General features: G+C 55.2%; 13 protein-coding genes. 1 reads left to right on the plus strand and 12 read right to left on the minus strand.

Translation table 11 applies throughout. The annotated features are described in order from the left end of the window. Nucleotides 1–35: 35 nt before the first annotated feature. A complete protein-coding gene (locus tag NYE48_RS16990; RefSeq protein ID WP_340999537.1) occupies nucleotides 36–6,053 on the minus strand; it encodes a helicase-related protein in 6,018 nt (2,005 codons plus the stop codon). Between the two features lie 68 nt (nucleotides 6,054–6,121). Further along, complete coding sequence (locus NYE48_RS16995) at nucleotides 6,122–6,562, minus strand: TnpV protein (RefSeq protein ID WP_340999538.1); 441 nt, start codon at nucleotides 6,560–6,562, stop codon at nucleotides 6,122–6,124. A 199-nt stretch (nucleotides 6,563–6,761) separates the two neighbouring features. Between NYE48_RS16995 and NYE48_RS17000 the strand changes: the two genes are divergently transcribed. Further along, on the plus strand, nucleotides 6,762–7,346 hold the full coding sequence (locus NYE48_RS17000) for a hypothetical protein (protein ID WP_340999540.1): 585 nt from the start codon (nucleotides 6,762–6,764) through the stop codon (nucleotides 7,344–7,346). Here the strand turns inward: NYE48_RS17000 and NYE48_RS17005 are convergent. The 10 genes from NYE48_RS17005 to NYE48_RS17050 all read right to left on the minus strand — a co-directional run bounded on the left by NYE48_RS17005 (nucleotide 7,333) and on the right by NYE48_RS17050 (nucleotide 16,321). Then, entirely contained in the window at nucleotides 7,333–7,599 is a 267-nt protein-coding gene (locus NYE48_RS17005) for a helix-turn-helix domain-containing protein (RefSeq protein ID WP_251536382.1), read from the minus strand. The two genes, NYE48_RS17000 and NYE48_RS17005, sit on opposite strands and share 14 nt — an antisense overlap. Before the next feature lie 21 nt (nucleotides 7,600–7,620). Then, nucleotides 7,621–8,061 carry a hypothetical protein gene (locus NYE48_RS17010; protein WP_251536381.1) on the minus strand — a complete coding sequence of 147 codons (441 nt, stop codon included), beginning with the start codon at nucleotides 8,059–8,061 and terminating at the stop codon, nucleotides 7,621–7,623. Between the two features lie 32 nt (nucleotides 8,062–8,093). Then, a complete protein-coding gene (locus tag NYE48_RS17015; protein ID WP_160327402.1) occupies nucleotides 8,094–8,270 on the minus strand; it encodes a hypothetical protein in 177 nt (58 codons plus the stop codon). A 9-nt stretch (nucleotides 8,271–8,279) separates the two neighbouring features. Then, a complete protein-coding gene (locus tag NYE48_RS17020; protein WP_062410483.1) occupies nucleotides 8,280–8,765 on the minus strand; it encodes a hypothetical protein in 486 nt (161 codons plus the stop codon). A gap of 24 nt (nucleotides 8,766–8,789) precedes the next feature. Beyond that, a complete protein-coding gene (locus NYE48_RS17025; protein WP_235594203.1) occupies nucleotides 8,790–12,614 on the minus strand; it encodes a DUF5704 domain-containing protein in 3,825 nt (1,274 codons plus the stop codon). Continuing rightward, nucleotides 12,615–13,727 (minus strand): copper amine oxidase N-terminal domain-containing protein, encoded by a 1,113-nt coding sequence (locus tag NYE48_RS17030; protein ID WP_062410482.1) that lies wholly within the window; start codon nucleotides 13,725–13,727, stop codon nucleotides 12,615–12,617. 114 nt (nucleotides 13,728–13,841) lie between these two features. Next, a complete protein-coding gene (locus NYE48_RS17035; RefSeq protein WP_062410481.1) occupies nucleotides 13,842–14,825 on the minus strand; it encodes a hypothetical protein in 984 nt (327 codons plus the stop codon). Continuing rightward, nucleotides 14,812–15,360, minus strand: a complete 549-nt coding sequence (locus NYE48_RS17040; RefSeq protein WP_062410480.1) for a hypothetical protein — start codon at nucleotides 15,358–15,360, stop codon at nucleotides 14,812–14,814. Before NYE48_RS17040 ends, NYE48_RS17035 begins: the two co-directional genes overlap by 14 nt. Nucleotides 15,361–15,370: 10 nt before the next feature. Beyond that, a complete protein-coding gene (locus tag NYE48_RS17045) occupies nucleotides 15,371–15,760 on the minus strand; it encodes a hypothetical protein (RefSeq protein WP_062410479.1) in 390 nt (129 codons plus the stop codon). An 81-nt stretch (nucleotides 15,761–15,841) separates the two neighbouring features. After that, nucleotides 15,842–16,321: a hypothetical protein gene (locus NYE48_RS17050; RefSeq protein WP_041052829.1), complete on the minus strand. Its 480-nt coding sequence runs from the start codon at nucleotides 16,319–16,321 to the stop codon at nucleotides 15,842–15,844. Nucleotides 16,322–16,397 lie beyond the last annotated feature (76 nt).

The following is a 16,397-nucleotide window of genomic DNA, read 5'->3' on the forward strand; positions in this document are numbered from 1 at the left end:
TCCCTTTCAGGGGTAGGAACGACGGTGTCAGACCGTTATCGCTCACGGCCCACCACCCGCCGTTCCGGCGCTTCCGGTTCATCATCAGGCACGCTGTCCACGGCTTCGTGTTCCCGTTTGTCCATGTTGAGCAGCGCATTCAATTCCGCAAGCCGCGCCGCTTTCGTTTGCAGTTCCTGCTCCTTCTCAAATGGAGCCGCGATTTGTTCCTTCGCCGTTTCCATTTGCTGCCGCAAGGTGGCAAGCTGCTCACGGGCATGCTCCAGCTTTACAGGCAAGTCGGACAAGGCATTGTTGATGCGGCTTATGTTGCCGCCCGCATCCGCTCCGAGCGTCACCGTATGAGCGAGCGCGCCGCGCAGCGTAACCTTGTATTCCTTATGGAAGCTGTCAAAGGACAGCCACAAGGAAAAGCCAAGATAGCTTCCCGCTGCTTGCGGATCGGGCGACGTCATGCCCTTGCAAGCGTCCAGCAAAGCCGCGCCCGCTGCCGCCCTCTCCGAGTAGGTGTAATCTTTGACCGTCATGCCGGGGAATTTATCTGCCCCATCCGCCTCGGATGCCAAAGATCGTGTATACAAAGCAACGTCCTGTTCATAGCCGGCGATCCGTTCCTCCGTAGACTTGATTTGCTGCGGCAACATTTTGAGCAGGCGGTCCTCCAGCGCATAGCGCTGGCTTAAATGGTTGGCTTTGAGCAGCTTCAGTTTGGATACCTGGATGTCCAGGTCCATTTTCTCCTTGATGTACGGGTTGCCGGTCGCCAGCGCCTTCACTTCGGCATAGGAGAGCGCCGTCTCATCGATATCCTCGGCGGAACGGACCGGAGACTTGCTGGTCATGATCTGCGAAATGAAGCGCTGCTTGTTTTCCAGCGTTTGATAAAGGTACGCGTCGAACGTGTTCTCCGTCACATAGCGAAAAATATGCACCTCGCTGTTCTGGTTGCCTTGCCGGATAATGCGCCCGCTGCGCTGCTCCAAATCGCGCGGACGCCAGGGGCAGTCAAGGTCGTGAAGGGCAATCAGCTTCGTTTGCACGTTCGTGCCTGCGCCCATCTTGAACGTCGATCCGAGCAGTATCCGAACTTGGCCACTGCGTACTTTGGCGAACAGTTCCTTTTTCTTGACCTCGGTATTGGCGTCGTGAATATAGGCGATTTCCTCGGCAGGAACACCTTTCTCCATCAGCTTGCGCCGCAACTCGTCGTACACATTGAAGGCACCATCCTGTTTCGGAATGGACAAATCGCAGAACACCAACTGGGTCAAACGCTGCTCCTGATGTTCCGCCCAATACCGGTAAACGTTATCCGCGCAGGCGCTGACCTTGCTGCCTTCGTCGTCAGGAAGCAGGGGATTCGCCAGCCGCTGATCGAGCGCCAGTTTGCGTCCGTCATTGGTGATCGTCAGCATATTGTCCTCATGCGGCTCTACTTCCTTCGCCCGCACCCGCTCGGCGCGGCGGGCAAGATCCGCGACCATATCGCGCTGAAAGTCGCTCGGCGGCACGGCCACATTATGGAAGTGGGCTTTCGGCACGGGAAGCTGGAGCATGTCAGCCGTCTGGATATCGGCCACTTCCTTGAACATATTCATCAGTTCCGGCAAATTGTAAAAACGGGCAAACCGGGTTTTCGGCCGATAGCCCGTTCCTTCCGGCGCAAGCTCGATCGCGGTGACGGTTTCGCCAAATGTCGAAGCCCAAGCGTCAAAATGCTGCAATCCCTGCCGCTTGAGCCGCTCGTATTGCAAATAGCGCTGCATCGTGTACATCTCGGTGATGGAGTTGGAGATCGGCGTGCCCGTCGCAAAGATGATGCCCCGGCCTCCGGTCAGTTCGTCCAGATAGCGGCATTTGGCAAACATGTCCGACGACTTTTGCGCTTCGGTTTGCGACAGTCCGGCCACATTGCGCATTTTCGTATAAAGAAACAGGTTTTTGTACGAGTCGGCTTCGTCCACGAATAGACGGTCTACGCCCAATTCCTCAAAGGTCACGACATCATCCTTCCGGCTCGTGTCGTTCAGCTTCTCCAGCTTGGTCTGCAGCGTCTTTTTCGTTTTTTCAAGCTGTTTGATCGCATAGCGTTCGCCTCTGGCTTCCTTGAGTTCCCGGATGCCGCTTGTAATTTCCGAAATCTGCTCGTACAGTTGCTGTCGCTGCCGCTCTGTTGAAATCGGAATTTTCTCAAACTGCGAATGGCCGATGATGATCGCATCATAATCGCCGGTAGCGATCCGCGCACAAAACGTTTTGCGGTTTTTCGTTTCAAAGTCCTTTTTGGTCGCCACCAGAATATTCGCCGACGGATACAGTTGCAAAAACTCCGCCGCCCACTGTTCGGTCAGATGGTTCGGAACGACCAGCATGCTCTTGTTGCACAGTCCCAAATGCTTGCTCTCCATCGCTGCGGCGGTCATCGCGAACGTTTTTCCTGCGCCGACACAATGCGCGAAAAGGGAGTTGCCGCCGTACAGCGCCCGGGCAACCGCATTGACCTGGTGCCGGCGGAGCCGGATTTCCGGGTTCATCCCGGTGAATCGGATATGACTTCCGTCGTATTCGCGAGGACGGATGGCATTGAACCGGTCATTGTACAGCCTGGTCAGCCGTTCGCGCCGCTGCGGGTCTTTCCATATCCAGTCGCGGAACGCTTCTTTCATCATCTCCTGCTTTTGCTGGGCGATGGCCGTTTCCTGTTTGTTCAGCACACGCTTTTCCACGCCGTCCTCATACGCGGTGTCAAATACGCGCACGTCCCGCAAATTCAGCGTATCTTCAAGAATTTTATACGCATTAACGCGGTTGGTGCCGTACGTGACGTTCGCCTTGATATTGTTGCTGCGGTCATCGCTTTTGCCTTTGACGTTCCAGGCAGCCGTATATTCGGAATACATGACATTGATGTAGGTCTGGTACATCGGCGGCGTGTCCACCAGCTCAAACAGAAATTGCCGAATGTCTTCCGACGGCAGCCAAGTTGCGCCCAAACGGACATCAATTTCGGAGGCGTCCAGGTCTTTCGGCTGCACCGCTTCAAGCGCTTTGACGTTTTCGCCGTAACGTTCGGCATCGTATGCGGCAAACTGTCTGGCCACACGCAGCTTCTCCCGCACATTGCCGGACAGGTACGCATCCGCGGTTTCATAGATCGGCTTTCCTTCCTCGTTCAGATTTTCGGGATTGGGGAAGATGACGCCGCGTAGCTCCTTAATCAGCTGATCTTCCGTCATGCCGGTTAGCTGCGCCATATACGGCAGATCGACACGAGCTTTTGCGCCGATGGAAACCGCAAGCGCCTCCGAAGCAGTATCTACTTGTTCAACGTGGATTCTCTGACGGATGGTGCGTTTGGTGAACATATCCGCCTTGCGCAGCAGCCGTCCTTCCTCGTCGATGATTTCCAGCGAGCAAAGAAGAAAGTAGGAACTGTCGTCCGAAAAAGCAAGGCTGTTGGCGCGGCTGTTGATCAGGCCGTAGTGCGCCGTAAACCGGTCATACTGCGCATTCAGCTTTCGCTGTTGCTGCTCTATCATCTCATCGCTATAGTCTTCGGTTTGGTACTCGATCAGCTCGCGCACGGCGTCCCGCAGCATAATCATTCCTTTGATGCGACCTGCTGCCGTAGCTGACGTGTCCACACGGCGCATCCGGCTGTTCTCCCGATAGTAGATATCCCCGTCCACCAGCGCAAAGCTGAAATTGCGGACAGACGGATCGGCAGGGAGGGAGGGCTCTTCCTCCTCCGGCTGGTCTTCCCGTTCCAGTTCCACCCACTCGGCATGGATGCCCGACAACGCTTCGCGCAGCAGTTCATCCAGATTGGCGTCCGGGAATGGCTTGCAGGACGTTTCCTGGCGGTTGCCGTACATCCGGTCGTCAAAAACCATGGTGCCCAGCACCATATCGGGATGTTCCGCGAAATAACGATTCACCGGAACACCGTCCGCTGTCTCGGAAAGGGATAGCCATGCTTCGGTTTGCTCGCTGACGGCGACCATGCGATCCCGTTTCTGCAAAAAGATAATGTCGGCGGTTACTTCGGTTCCGGCATTGGCCAGAAACGCATTGCTCGGCAGACGCACCGCTCCGAGCAGTTCGGCGCGTTCCGCAATATATTTGCGAACCGAAGGGTTTTGCTTGTCCATTGTTCCTTTGGATGTAATAAAAGCGATGATGCCGCCCGGACGCACTTTGTCCAGTGTCTTGGCGAAAAAGTAATCATGGATGAGAAACTTGTGCTTGTCGTAACGTTTATCCGCCACGCCATAACCGCCGAACGGCACGTTCCCGATGGCGAGATCAAAGAAGCTGTCCGGCAAATTCGTCTGTTCATAACCGCTGACCGCGATCGACGCCTGCGGGTATAGCTGCCTGGCAATCCGGCCGGTAATGCTGTCCAGTTCCACGCCAAACAGCCGCGAGCCTTGGAACGACTCCGGCACCAAACCAAAAAAATTGCCAATTCCGCAAGAGGGCTCTAAAATATTGCCGCTGCGAAACCCCATCGATTCCAGACATTCGTACATCGCTTTGATGACGGTCACAGACGTATAATGGGCATTCAGCGTTGACGCGCGAGCGGAAGCATATTCATCCGGCTCCAGCACATTTTTCAGTTCCGCATATTCGGTTGCCCACTGCGTGTTCGCTTCGTCAAACGCCTGCGGAATACCGCCCCATCCGACATAGCGGGCCAGCACCGCCTGCTCGTCCGCTGTCGCTTGCCGCTGCTCCTGCTCCAGCTTGTTCAGCAGCCGAATCGCTTCCATGTTCCATTTGAACTTCGTTTTTGCGCCGCCATGCCCCAACTCATCATCCGTAATCCGGTAATTGACAGCCGGGACAGACGGGTGGGCTGGCGCGGCGCGGCCGGCCGCACGATCAGGGGAAAGGGAAGTGTCTGGCTGCGATATGGGCTCTGGCCCCTCCGTCACCGGCTCTTCCGGTAAAACCGCATCTTCCGCTGTTTCCCATGCCGCTTCGTCAGTCCGTTCCGACTCCTGTTCTCCGGTAATCAGATGATCGTTCAGCGGGTTTTCGCGCAGCATTCGCTCAAAATCCCGGCGATTCAACTCTTTGATGAAGAGCGGGAACTGACGGTCTTGCAGTACCACTGTTCGTTGCTCCAGCTGCACAATTTCATATTCGTCCGCACCAATCCAGACCGTGCTGCCCGCGTCATAACCGTAGTGCGCCCGTTCCCGGTTCACCGGCGCGTGTTCCTGTTCCGCTTGCGCTTCCGGGTGGGGAGACCCCACCGAGGGCGATACATCCGGCTGCGGCACATCGGACCTGGCCAATTCCGCCCCTTGCAGCCGCAGCTTTTCCTCCTGCTGCTCCGCAAAGGCGGGCAACCGCTCGGCTTCCTGCCGGTTCAAGTAACGACCCGCTGCCAGCAGTTCGCCGATACGTTTCTGCACGTTCATCCACGGCAGCACGACTCGCGTATCCGAGTTCATGATGGAGCCGCGGGTCAGCGTGATGCCTTTGCTGTCATAATTCATGTGAATATCCGTGCCGATCAGCGCGGGAAGACGTCCGCCGGTCCCGTATTCCCGTTTCAGAAAATCGGCGTTCTCCTGTGCGGACAGCGACTGCATGAAATGCAGCGCAATGCGATACTTGCCGTTCTCAAAACCGCTGCCGTTTTGCAAAATGGCGTCAATGACCGCTTGCGGCATGAAAAAAGCGGAGGCTTTTGCGTCCTCCGCTTGTTCCATCCACAGCGTCTGTTGCTCGATGGATGGTTCTGTCCTTTTTGACAAGTCAAATTCGTTCAACAGCATCATGCTGGCGATATGCCCGGCGATGACGCCCCAATCGTAAAAGCCTTGCGCCGTTCGTTGCTCCGCTGTACCTGTCCACAGATGCAAAACGTTGCGATACGGTTCAAACCCGGCCTGCACCCCTTCATCCAGCGTCAGTTCGGTGATGCCTGCCGGAAACAAACCGCGCACATATAACACACGCTCGCGCTCATCCTCATGAGCGAGGAAAAATGCTGCGATGTCCGACTTGCTCTCCCGCAGCGGCGCGGCTCGGAGCATGTCATTGATGATGGCGTGGTCATGAATAAACGGAAGACTTCGGTCCTCCGTTTCCCGGTCGTACCATTTTAGTGATAAATCAGTTCCGCCAGAATCAGTTCCTCCGCCTGTTGCTTCAGGTTGTTCATATGTCCCGTCCAGCCCAGCGGATCGCTCGCCTTGTCCGGTGCCGGGTGAGACGCGAGCAGTTCCTGTATCGTCCGGTCGATCTGCTCCCGCGCCGTCCGGTCGATGTCCGCCAGATGTTGGTTCAACTGCCCCGACAACATCAGATGGGCGTACATGCCCTTCCGCTCGGTTTTCAGAAACGTCTTGCGCATCATCCCGTACTTCCCGATGGTCGTCTCCGCTTCGCTCAGCGTCAGGTTGGGCAGCAGATAATCCCCTTGCGGCGTGTACGTCAGTTCCATGTTCATCCTTCCTTTCTTGCTGGGTAGCTTCATTGTGCGGCAAGGAATCGGGTCTTGCAAGGGTATGAAGCGACTGCCCCTTATTTGCACGTTGTGCATCCCGGCGCAGCGCCCGGACGGTCGATTCCACTTCCCGCAGCATCATCTCGGACACATCGCTGATCGCTGCGCCCAAGTGGGACAGCACAGGAAGCGTGTTGAAATACCCGATGCCGGACAAATCCTCGGTGCTGATGTAAGGTGCGGGATCGAGTCCGCAACGGATCATCGCCATGTAAGCGACGGCCGTTTCGGCAGCTTGCTTGAACAACAACTCCACATGCGAAATATCCAGGTCCTCCAGCAAACTGTGCTCCCGCTCTTTCATCAACTCCGCCACATAATCGGCGCTGTTGTCATCCACCGCATTCCGCGCAGCAGTGAGCAACGCGGCAGGCAGATCCGCACGCCGTTCGCTCTCGTCCGGCGCGCCGAACGCATTTTCCAGCGTTTCGATCACATGAGCCGTATCGCTGATCTGCAACCGCCAAAGCGACACCTGCGGCTGGCGTCTGCTCTGGGTATCCGATACGTCAAACACATGGCGCAGGCCCAGGTGGTTGCCCCGATCTTCGATCAGGGCAATCCCTTTTGCGCCGCGCTTCACCCAGCGATCCAGCCGCTTGTTCCAAACTTCAATCGGCGCGCAGGCCGTCGCGTCCGGACGTTGTGCGTAGATCAACAGTTGATCCTGAAACGGATATTTATAGTTCCAGGCCGCCGTCCGCAAAAAATCCGCCCAGCGGTCAGGCTGATTCGTCACCGTGCGAGCCGTGCCGGCAGCCAGTTCGACGATGCGCTGCAACTTGGCTGTCACGAGAGCACCTCCCTTACCGAAACGTGATTTGATTGGCCAGGCGAATGCCTTCTTCGGAATAACGAGCCGTAATCCGAATGAGTCCAATAAGTTGCAGGCGATGCAGATTTCGGCGGACAGTGGAAGGAGAGAGACCCACCTCCAAAGCCAGCTTTTTGCCGGACAACAAGACGCAGCCGTGCCGCCCGCCCGCGCGGTTCATCAGGTAGCTGTACAGCAGCTTTGCTGCAGGAGGGACCTTCGCTCCGACCAGCAGTTTATACCGCGTGAGATCATTCATAAGCTTCCTCCTCGGCAGACGCTAACGCTCCGTCGACCGTTCCGACAAACGCTCCGGCCGGACGTAGCAGTACAGATAGAAATTGTAGTCTCCCGCATGCGGGAAACAACGCAGGTAGTACCGATGGCGCTCTGTTTGAAAACAAAAGCCGTATACACCGGAATGCCACGCCCCCGATAATCGGGCCTCCGGATGCGACATGCAAAGTTGATGCATTCGGCTGCGGCTTTGAAGCCATCCCTGCTCCGTCAGTGCCTGCACAACCGCATCCAGTTCCGCCCGGAAAGCCGGCGTTTTTAGCGCTGGCAAATGCTCGAACCAGTTTGCCCAGAACGTCTCGCCGCTGCTGCCAAAATAACCGCGCAGATGCCCGATGCAACCCCGTTTCGTATCCTTCTCTATTGAAGCGGAATAAAAATAGGCCGCATCTTCCGACACGGCCGTTTGCAGTTTTTCCAGCATATTCTTTTCCTCCCGGCTGGTAGGTGTTCGCTCTAGGTTGCGACACACATAGAAGGGGAAAGTTCGATATCTGCCACAAGCCGACGGGAGGAAAGCCACACGCGGCTGTTTTTTCCGCCCGCCAAATCCAGTAAATAGCAGTACACCAGCTTGGCCGCAAGCGGAAGCGAGGCTCCGTCCAGCAGCCGATAACGAGTGAGATCGTTCATTGCGTCCTCCTATCGTTGCGTTTCCGTTTTTTTCTTCTGTGCGGCAGGCGTGGAAGGCGCTTGCTGTTGCTGCTCCACCAAGCGCTCCGGCCGGGCATAGCAGTACAAGTAAAAGTTGTAATCCCCGGCAAAGGGAAAGCAGCGCAAATAGTAGCGGTGATCCTGCGTTTGCATGCAAAACCCGTATACATCCGTGCTCCAAGCACCGCCGATGCGCGCCTCCGGATGCTCGCTGCAAAATCGTAACATATGCTGGCGGCTTTTCAGCACCTTCTGATCGCCGATAGCTTGAAAGACCTTACCCAATTCTTCTTTAAAAGCAGTCGTTTCAAAGGGAGAGCGCCGGGGAAACCAGGTTACCCAGAACTCCTCGCCCGACCGCCCAAAATCGCCGCGCAGGTGGCCGATGCAGCCACGTTCGATCTCCTCTGCGGCAGAAGCGGAATAAAAATAAGCCGTATCCTCTGGCGCGGCACTTTGCAGCTTTTCCAACATGTTTATCCCTCCCGTCTGGTGAATTTAATGGGTGCCTCCCGTCCCAAAGTCGTCGTAGCTGGACAAATTGGCATGATAAAAGACGACGTCGCCGTCCAGCAGGGAGAACGTTGCCCCGTATGGATCGACGAAGCTGCGCTGAAACCCTTCCATCCGCCACTGATTGTCCAGCGGCGCGTTTTTGTATTGCAGATGCGGATGGTTCAAGTCTTGATCGCGGATCGTTTCGATGTTGAAATTGACGATGATATACCCATCCTTTAGAAATACGGGCGCATGGTCGTCCAGCCGGTGCGTGCGGCCGTACTCGGCCAGATTGAAGCCTTTCGGCACCACGTACGGCGCGGCGGGCAAACTGTAGTCCCCCCGCCATCGCTGAACCGAAGCGTTGGCGCGGGCCGCACCGATGCCGGAGGGCACCTGCGTGCTTCCGACAAACGTCCGAAGCTGAGGCGGCAGCAGCATGATATCGTAGCCGCCCACATAGGTCGGCTTCTGCGCATCCTTTACATATTGATCGATAAACGTCTGCCTGTCTCCGGGCGAACCGTTTAGCGACCAAAGCGTTGCGGCGGTGTCGGTCAACTCCTGCTTCGGCACATTGCGCAGGCGAGCGTCGAGCGTCACATAACGTTTCTCCGCATCGTCGCTGGAGCCGATACGAATAAACCGCCGACTGCCTGAATGATAGTACAGATCGACTTCTTGCCTGTTCTTCCCCTTGCTGTCCACAAAATAAAACGTCGGTGTAATGAGGATGCCGTCGCCCGAGCCGAACATGTTGCCTTTCGTCATGACTTCGAATTTGAAATGGTAACCCGTTTTGACCGCTACGTTTTTCTTGCCGCTCTCGGGATGACTGCCTTGCCGTACCGGCAGCACGTAAGGTGGGGTATTGCCGCGCGGTGCGCCGTCAATGCCTTTCGTTCCGACCCAATAGGCGTTTCCTGTCGGCGTCGCGCTGCCCTTTTGGGTGCGGAACACCGATTCCCATGCAAAATCGGCAATGTCGGTGATGCGGAAATCATAGAGACGTCCGATCACTTCCACTGGAACCGCTTGCGCAGCCACATGGTTGGACAAGTCCAGGTTGGCATTCATTTGGGACGTGAAGGTAGCCGGGCTGTTCTCGGCAAACGTTCGGAATAACACGTCGTAATGGCCCTCGTCCACCCAAACGGGCAAGTAGAAGGTCGTCTGCAACTGGCCGACCGGGATGGACACCCACGTGTCCTTGGGGACGAACGTCGTACGATCCGCTTTGTACACATCGAACGGAAAGCGTACCTGCTTGTCCCTCATATACTTGGCATAATCCCGATTGCCGTAGCCCTTGATGTCCTTGTGCGGGCCGCTTGTCGGAATCGTTACGGTAAAGGGCCGGTCCAGAATGAGCGCAGCACGTCCGGCGGTTGGCTGCGTTTTCTGATTATGCGCCTGGTCGTCGGATACGGACGCCCAATTGACGACAGGCGTATGCACCGTCACCGGATTGATGCCGCCGATCGGATAGCTCTTGTTTTCCCCGCCGCCAATGCCCTTGACCAGCGTATAAAAGATAGTGCCGGTGCTCGGTTGATTCGCTTTGTTCGTTTTGGAAGCGTCAATGACATAGCCTGAGCTATACAGCACATCTTGCCCGACCATCGGCGGGGCCGGTATCGCCCCCGGCGTCGGCGCTTTTTCCTCGACGGTCCGGTTGTCCATGATTGTATTTCCGTTAAAAACGAACGAGTCGTTTTTCACCTTGATCTTGCCGATGGCGCTTTCTGCAGTTGACCTCCAGTCCTCATTCGGAACAGGAGGACGGCTGGAACCGCCGGAAATTGTTTGCCCGGGAAGCGTCACATTCGTATAGACCGGATCGGTAATATGCGCGCTGAGCGACGCATCATGCGCAGCGGAAACGGTTGGCGGCGCATAGCCATTCGGCTCCAGCGTAACCGTTCCCGAAGGAAGCGCATAATTGGAGACCGTCGCCTTTTGAATGCCGTACACTTCGAGATTTTGAATCGTCCAGAAGCTGTACTTGCGTTCAATCGAATAGTTTTTGGTGACCGTCTGTGTATCTGAACGCGGAACGGTAATGGTCGTCGGATTCCCATCTGCATCGGGCGGGCCGGGATGCGTCTCCGTCCAGGTGAGGGTGTACGTTTTGCTCACCTGAATCGGGTATTGCTTCGTGCCGGTCGTTTCCGTGAACGTGTTGCGATACAAGTACGATTTGGCTAAGGCGTTCACATACAGGCTCTCTGAAGTCGGAATGCCTTGCAGCACATCAAATTTTTCTGCGCCGCGCGAATCCGCCTGAATGACGGCTGAAACGCTTGGCTCCATCACTTCGGCCTGCTGGGAAGCGCCAGGCTGCGGTTCCCCGCCACCGTCTCCTTTCCGTACTGTATGATCCGAAGTGGAGTCTCCGGTATTCCCGTCCGTATCTTTCACGATGACCGTTATTTTGACGGTCACGCTGGAGCCGGAAGCGAACGGAATTTTGATCGGTAGCGACTTGCTGGCCGTCAGTCCGCTGAGCGCTCCGGATTTGTCACTAGGCACGGCCAATGTTGCGTTCTCGATGCTGGTGATCTCATAGGATTTCAACGACTTCTGCGACTTGGCTTCAAAAACAAAATCCCCGTCCACCGTCGTGACTGAGGAAGCGACATTGTCCGGCGCTTCGATTCGGGATGTCACCGTAACCGGAGAGGGGATTTTATAAATGCCTACGAAATTGGAACCGCCCGATCCGACCAGGATAGATCGTTCCCGGAGCTTCGCGTCTCCTTTTTCCTGAATGAATAGCTTTTCGTCGGGTTTGTTATTGTTCGTAATGTAAGAGCGGATGATTTCATACGTCTGACCGCCGGAAGTGATTTGTCCTTCAAACGTATGATTCGCCTCATCCCCGGTAGCGAAAACGCCTTTGTCCACTTCTTTGAGTTTGGTGCCGTCTTCTTTTTGATAGATGGCCTTCACCGGATTGTTCTCCGCATATTCGGCAACCGCGTCCGTTCCGCCCAGATGCACCGTAAAGCTTCGCATTCGCACCTTCGGATTCGTTTCGGGATTTTCTTGCAGCCAGTCTTTCCGCGTCGGGTCCTGCTTGGGCGATAAATAGGAGCGAACGATCGTATACGTTTTTCCATTGTCCTCAATTGTTTCGGGAAATTCATGATTGATCGTTTCTCCGACTTTGTACTTGCCCTTTTGAAACGTAACTTCCGGATTTTGAATGACTTTGCCGCCTACGGTTTTCGCAATCACATCGACCGGAAATTCCGCGCTTCGATAGGGCACATGAATGCCGAAATAATCGTCCAAGTCGTCCGGATGCGCCCAAGGTTCGGCCCTCTTGATCTCGTCCAGCGTATAAAAGGGCCCTTTGCGCACGTTGCCGTTTCCGTCGATAGACACCATGATGGCATACAAATATAAGTCGTCGTTGTCTTTGATGTCGCCCATGCCCGCTTTCCACATGCCTTCCGTGACGAGCGCCTCGCTGACTTCGTAATAGGTCGTGACAGGCTGGCCGGGGATGGGCGGATTCGGTTCCTGTCCTACTTGCCGTACTTGCTGATCCAAAAAAGAAGCGTGTTGGCCGCTTCTCGGATCGCCGCACTGTTTTGGCGCCGTATTCGTACATAATTGGTCACGGCGCACCGTCCAACCCACGGTTCTGTATTTAATGGACGATGTTGCAGCCGTACTTGTGATTTCAAAGCTGATTTTTCCTGCCTCCGTTCTTACTTTGGGGGTTTCGGCTTTCGCTGCGAAAGGAAAACCCGAAAATAAAAAAGAGCATGCCAGAAGCACGCTCAACGCCGATTTTATGAATTTGTTTTTCTTCATCTATTCCGAGTCCGCCTTTCTGATGAAATAATTGCGGAATAAACTGGCTCCCGGATCGACTTTCAATGTACTGCCCCAATCGCCGCCAACATTCGTGGAAAGAGAAATATCCGCGTAACCTTCGTACCAAACCTGCTTATCGAATTTGCGGTCATTGGGGAACCGCTCATCGTACAGCAAATTTTTACTTTCCGTGAATGAGTTGAATTTGATTCTGAACTTGGAACGTACATAATTATTTCCAAACCCGTCTTTATAGATCATGGAAGGCTCGGGATCAAGGTATCCTTCAATTTGAATCTTGTTTTCTTTAACCCAATCCACATACCGCCGGATGTATTTCAATTCCGCATTGGAGCTTTGCACCTTCGTGGCAAATACCGCCTGCGCCCAAGAATTGTCAATCGTTTTGTAATCTACGTTCAGCCAGAGTGCGCCAAACGTTTTCAGTCGGCTCATCCATATATCCACGTTTTTCTTATTGAATTCCGGTAGGGTTGAATACAATACCGATGAAACCTTGCTGTCCGTAGGATGCGAGTAGGGATAGGCCATTTCATAGGCTTCATTCGGCACATCGGCCAGAATGTACGGGTAATCTTTCGCGTTCTTCGGCAAATGGGTTGTGCGAATCAGACGGCCCCATTCATCATACTTCTCATTGGCTTCTTCTTGTGTGGAAATAAAGACGGTCGATGTTGGGCTATCCCAATTCACTTCCGCCCCCAGCGCTTCGCTGACAAAACGCAGCGGGACAAACGTCCGGCCGCCGCTGGTGATCGCCTGCGAATCGAAAGCCACCTCTTTGCCGTTGACGAGCGCCTTGCTATCGCCGATCGTAAGCACAATATGCAGGTCGTCCCGCTCAATCGGTACGGTCATCGTTTTGGGCTCCCAGCCTACGTTTGCGCCCATCTGTTCCGCGATGAATCGAATCGGCACGAGCGTCCGGTTGTTTTCATCGACAAATGCTTGTGCATCGGGAAACCAGATTTTTTGTCCGTCCATAACGACGCTGACAAAAGACGGAGGTCGGCTCGCCGCGCTTGCTGTTACGGTGAACAAGCTGCAAAGCATCGCGGCGGCAAGTCCTGCAATTATCCATTTTCTCACGCCATTTGCTCCTCTCTTGATAGGGGTCATGACAAGTTTGGAAGATTTCGACTGACACGTTCATCATAGAACCGATCCGACGGCGTGTCCACTTTCCGAAACATCGCCGTCTCGTTAAGATGGCGAGACCGGACAGTCCAGCGGCATATAGCCTTTTTGCGCGGCCGCTTTTTCGCTGGAAAACGTCTCTTCCACCGGATAAGTAAAGCCGCATGTGCTGCGGTAATACACCTTCATGCTTCCTTTCCTGGCTCCGACAATCTCTGGCTTCTTGAGCAAGCGGCTTCCGCCGAGGGCGTAATTGTTGTAAAACTTGCCTCCCATCGGAATGCCCTGGATGAAAGCAAGCACCCCGACGTCATCCACGGTATTGTTCCAATCTTCCTGTGAAATCGTTGGCAATGTAAACGTGTAGGAGAGACCAAATCGGGAAACCGATTCGTTGTGTTTATTGATCCGGTACGCGAGTTCGTCTTCAATTGCGCGGACGATGGTGCTCCGGCGCACCTGCTCAAATCGCTCCGCATCCTTTAATAACGCAATATTCGTCTGCTGCCCGACGTCGGCCCGCAAGCCTTCGTGCCAGCTCCGGCTGATCGCATCGTAAGCGAGGACGAAATCATCCAGCGTGAACGAAAGGCTGTTGCCCGTTGAATCGGCGTAAGCATACGGCTTTTTCGCTCCCCAAACCGGTTTCTGTTCCGTGTGCCCATCGGCTCCCGTCCACTCCTCCTCGGCATAGACGTAGAAGCCGTCGTAACCAATCACCGCAATAGCCGGGATATACCGACTCAACACGCCTTGCGCAACGGGATCGTCGGCAATGCCGAAGCTTGCGTACAGCGTCCGATAAAAAGCGGCAATCGCCTCGTCCTTGTTCAGCGCCACCCGCTTGGCCGATTCGTATTGCGTCTCCCGCTGCTGGTTCGCATTGACGGTCAACATCCGCGCAGCATCATCCACCGCCGCATCCAGCGCGGTGTTATAGCGCAGCTCGGAGAGTAGCGCCTTCCGCTGCGTTTCGACCTCGATCCGGTTCACGGTCGCAAACGGCAGAAAAATAAGCGCTCCGACAATGGCCCATTCAATCAGCCTCATTGCGCACCACCCCGCCGTAAGGAATGAAGATTTTTTCGTTCGGACTGATGGCCTGGTTCAGAAAATCGAACAGGATCGTGCCGGGAGTCCGGTTCGTATTTTTGACGGTGACCGCAAACGTGTCGCCGGCCCGCAGCTTGTAACGTCTCGCCGGATCGTCTTTTGCGGCCGCGCTGTTCGGGAACAGCACAGGCAAAATCTGCGCGTTGTAAAATAGGTCGTAGTGCACTTCGTAGCTGCCCCGAAACGTATCCGGCCTTGTCGGGTCGTCATAAACCGGCACGTACTTTTTGCTGCCGTGTTCCATTTGCACATCGAAGGTGTTACCCGTTGCCGCAATCGCCTCCATAAAGTCCGTATACATGGTCGGCGACACAAAGCCTTTGTCCCGCACCGCATCCACAAATGTTGTCGTCGCCCGCAGGACGACCAACTCCGAAATATCGTCCTGCTGGTCGAAGGCTGCGGAAATGGGGTAGAGGTAGAGCAAAAGAACGGCAATGAACGCCGCGAAAACTTTCGAGAAACTGTTCATGGCATTCTCCTTAGCGCAAAGCAAAAATGAGACGCAGCAGCCGCCCGGACGCATCCCGCTGGGCGACTGCCGTATACCGGGCATTCAGGCGAATGCCGGCGGGGACGAACGGGTCCCGATCGAGCGGCGGCGCGTATCGAACGCCGTCCACCACAATTTCCGCGTCTCCCGTCTCCAGCCGGGCAATGGATTGCGCTACCTCTGCGCCGGATACGGTGCCGTCGCCGGCAATCGGCGAAAACGTCATCTGCATGTTGCGATCCAGCGACTTTCCCGACACATAGGCGGTGGCGTTCAGCGCGGCCCCGGTTTGAAAGAGCAGCAGTCCGCTTGTTACGGCCATCAGAAAGAGAAGACAGGCCACGCTCATTTCCAGCATCGTTCTGGGGGCATGTTCCATCGGCTTCCTCCTTGGAAAAACTGGGCGTCCGTCTATACCCGAAAGGACGCCCCATCAGCGTTGTGATGTCAGTAAGGGCGCTTACTGCTGCCGAAACACGATGCCGCGAATGACGTTGCTGCTATCGTGCACCAGTTGCGCCCGAAATTTGCCGCTCGGATTGACGTAGTTGATATTCGCTTCATCGAGCGCATGGCTCAGTTGCCCCGGCGCTTCACCAACCACTGAGCCGTAGGTCACACTGTCGATTGGAACACCCGTGTTGATCACCTTGCCGTACCACTGACCTGCCGGATTTTTCCCGGTGACAATCTGGATGCCGAACTCTTCTTTATCACTGAACTTGCGCAGCGCGTTGACCACCTGACTGCCCGACAACGTCGTGTTGTCGTACACCGTAAACGCCGTTTGCGACAGCTCCGTCTGGATATTGCTGAAATTGCTTTGCGCCGCCTTGGTGGAGTCTTGCGCGGAAATAAACAATACGACGGCGAGGGTAATGAGCGCGATGGCAAGAAAAATGCCTGCCGCCATCACGAGTGCTTTTTGCGCGTTCGACATGAACCGATCTCTCCTTTAAATGAAATTTGGAATAAAAAAGACACTTCCCGTTTGGAAAGCGCCGCAACATGTCCGC

The organism is Paenibacillus sp. FSL M7-1455 (assembly GCF_038004655.1).
Taxonomy (GTDB): domain Bacteria; phylum Bacillota; class Bacilli; order Paenibacillales; family Paenibacillaceae; genus Paenibacillus_AQ; species Paenibacillus_AQ cookii.

Coding starts and splice junctions, on each gene's coding strand:
- NYE48_RS17010 (WP_251536381.1), bottom strand. CDS start 8,061: ATGCTGGAAAAACTGCAAACGGCCGTGTCGGAAGATGCGGCCTATTTT.
- NYE48_RS17035 (WP_062410481.1), bottom strand. CDS start 14,825: ATGAGGCTGATTGAATGGGCCATTGTCGGAGCGCTTATTTTTCTGCCG.
- NYE48_RS17045 (WP_062410479.1), bottom strand. CDS start 15,760: ATGGAACATGCCCCCAGAACGATGCTGGAAATGAGCGTGGCCTGTCTT.
- NYE48_RS17050 (WP_041052829.1), bottom strand. CDS start 16,321: ATGTCGAACGCGCAAAAAGCACTCGTGATGGCGGCAGGCATTTTTCTT.
- NYE48_RS16990 (WP_340999537.1), bottom strand. CDS start 6,053: ATGCTCCGAGCCGCGCCGCTGCGGGAGAGCAAGTCGGACATCGCAGCA.
- NYE48_RS17040 (WP_062410480.1), bottom strand. CDS start 15,360: ATGAACAGTTTCTCGAAAGTTTTCGCGGCGTTCATTGCCGTTCTTTTG.
- NYE48_RS17015 (WP_160327402.1), bottom strand. CDS start 8,270: ATGAACGATCTCACTCGTTATCGGCTGCTGGACGGAGCCTCGCTTCCG.
- NYE48_RS17020 (WP_062410483.1), bottom strand. CDS start 8,765: ATGTTGGAAAAGCTGCAAAGTGCCGCGCCAGAGGATACGGCTTATTTT.
- NYE48_RS17025 (WP_235594203.1), bottom strand. CDS start 12,614: ATGAAGAAAAACAAATTCATAAAATCGGCGTTGAGCGTGCTTCTGGCA.
- NYE48_RS16995 (WP_340999538.1), bottom strand. CDS start 6,562: ATGCACAACGTGCAAATAAGGGGCAGTCGCTTCATACCCTTGCAAGAC.
- NYE48_RS17005 (WP_251536382.1), bottom strand. CDS start 7,599: ATGAATGATCTCACGCGGTATAAACTGCTGGTCGGAGCGAAGGTCCCT.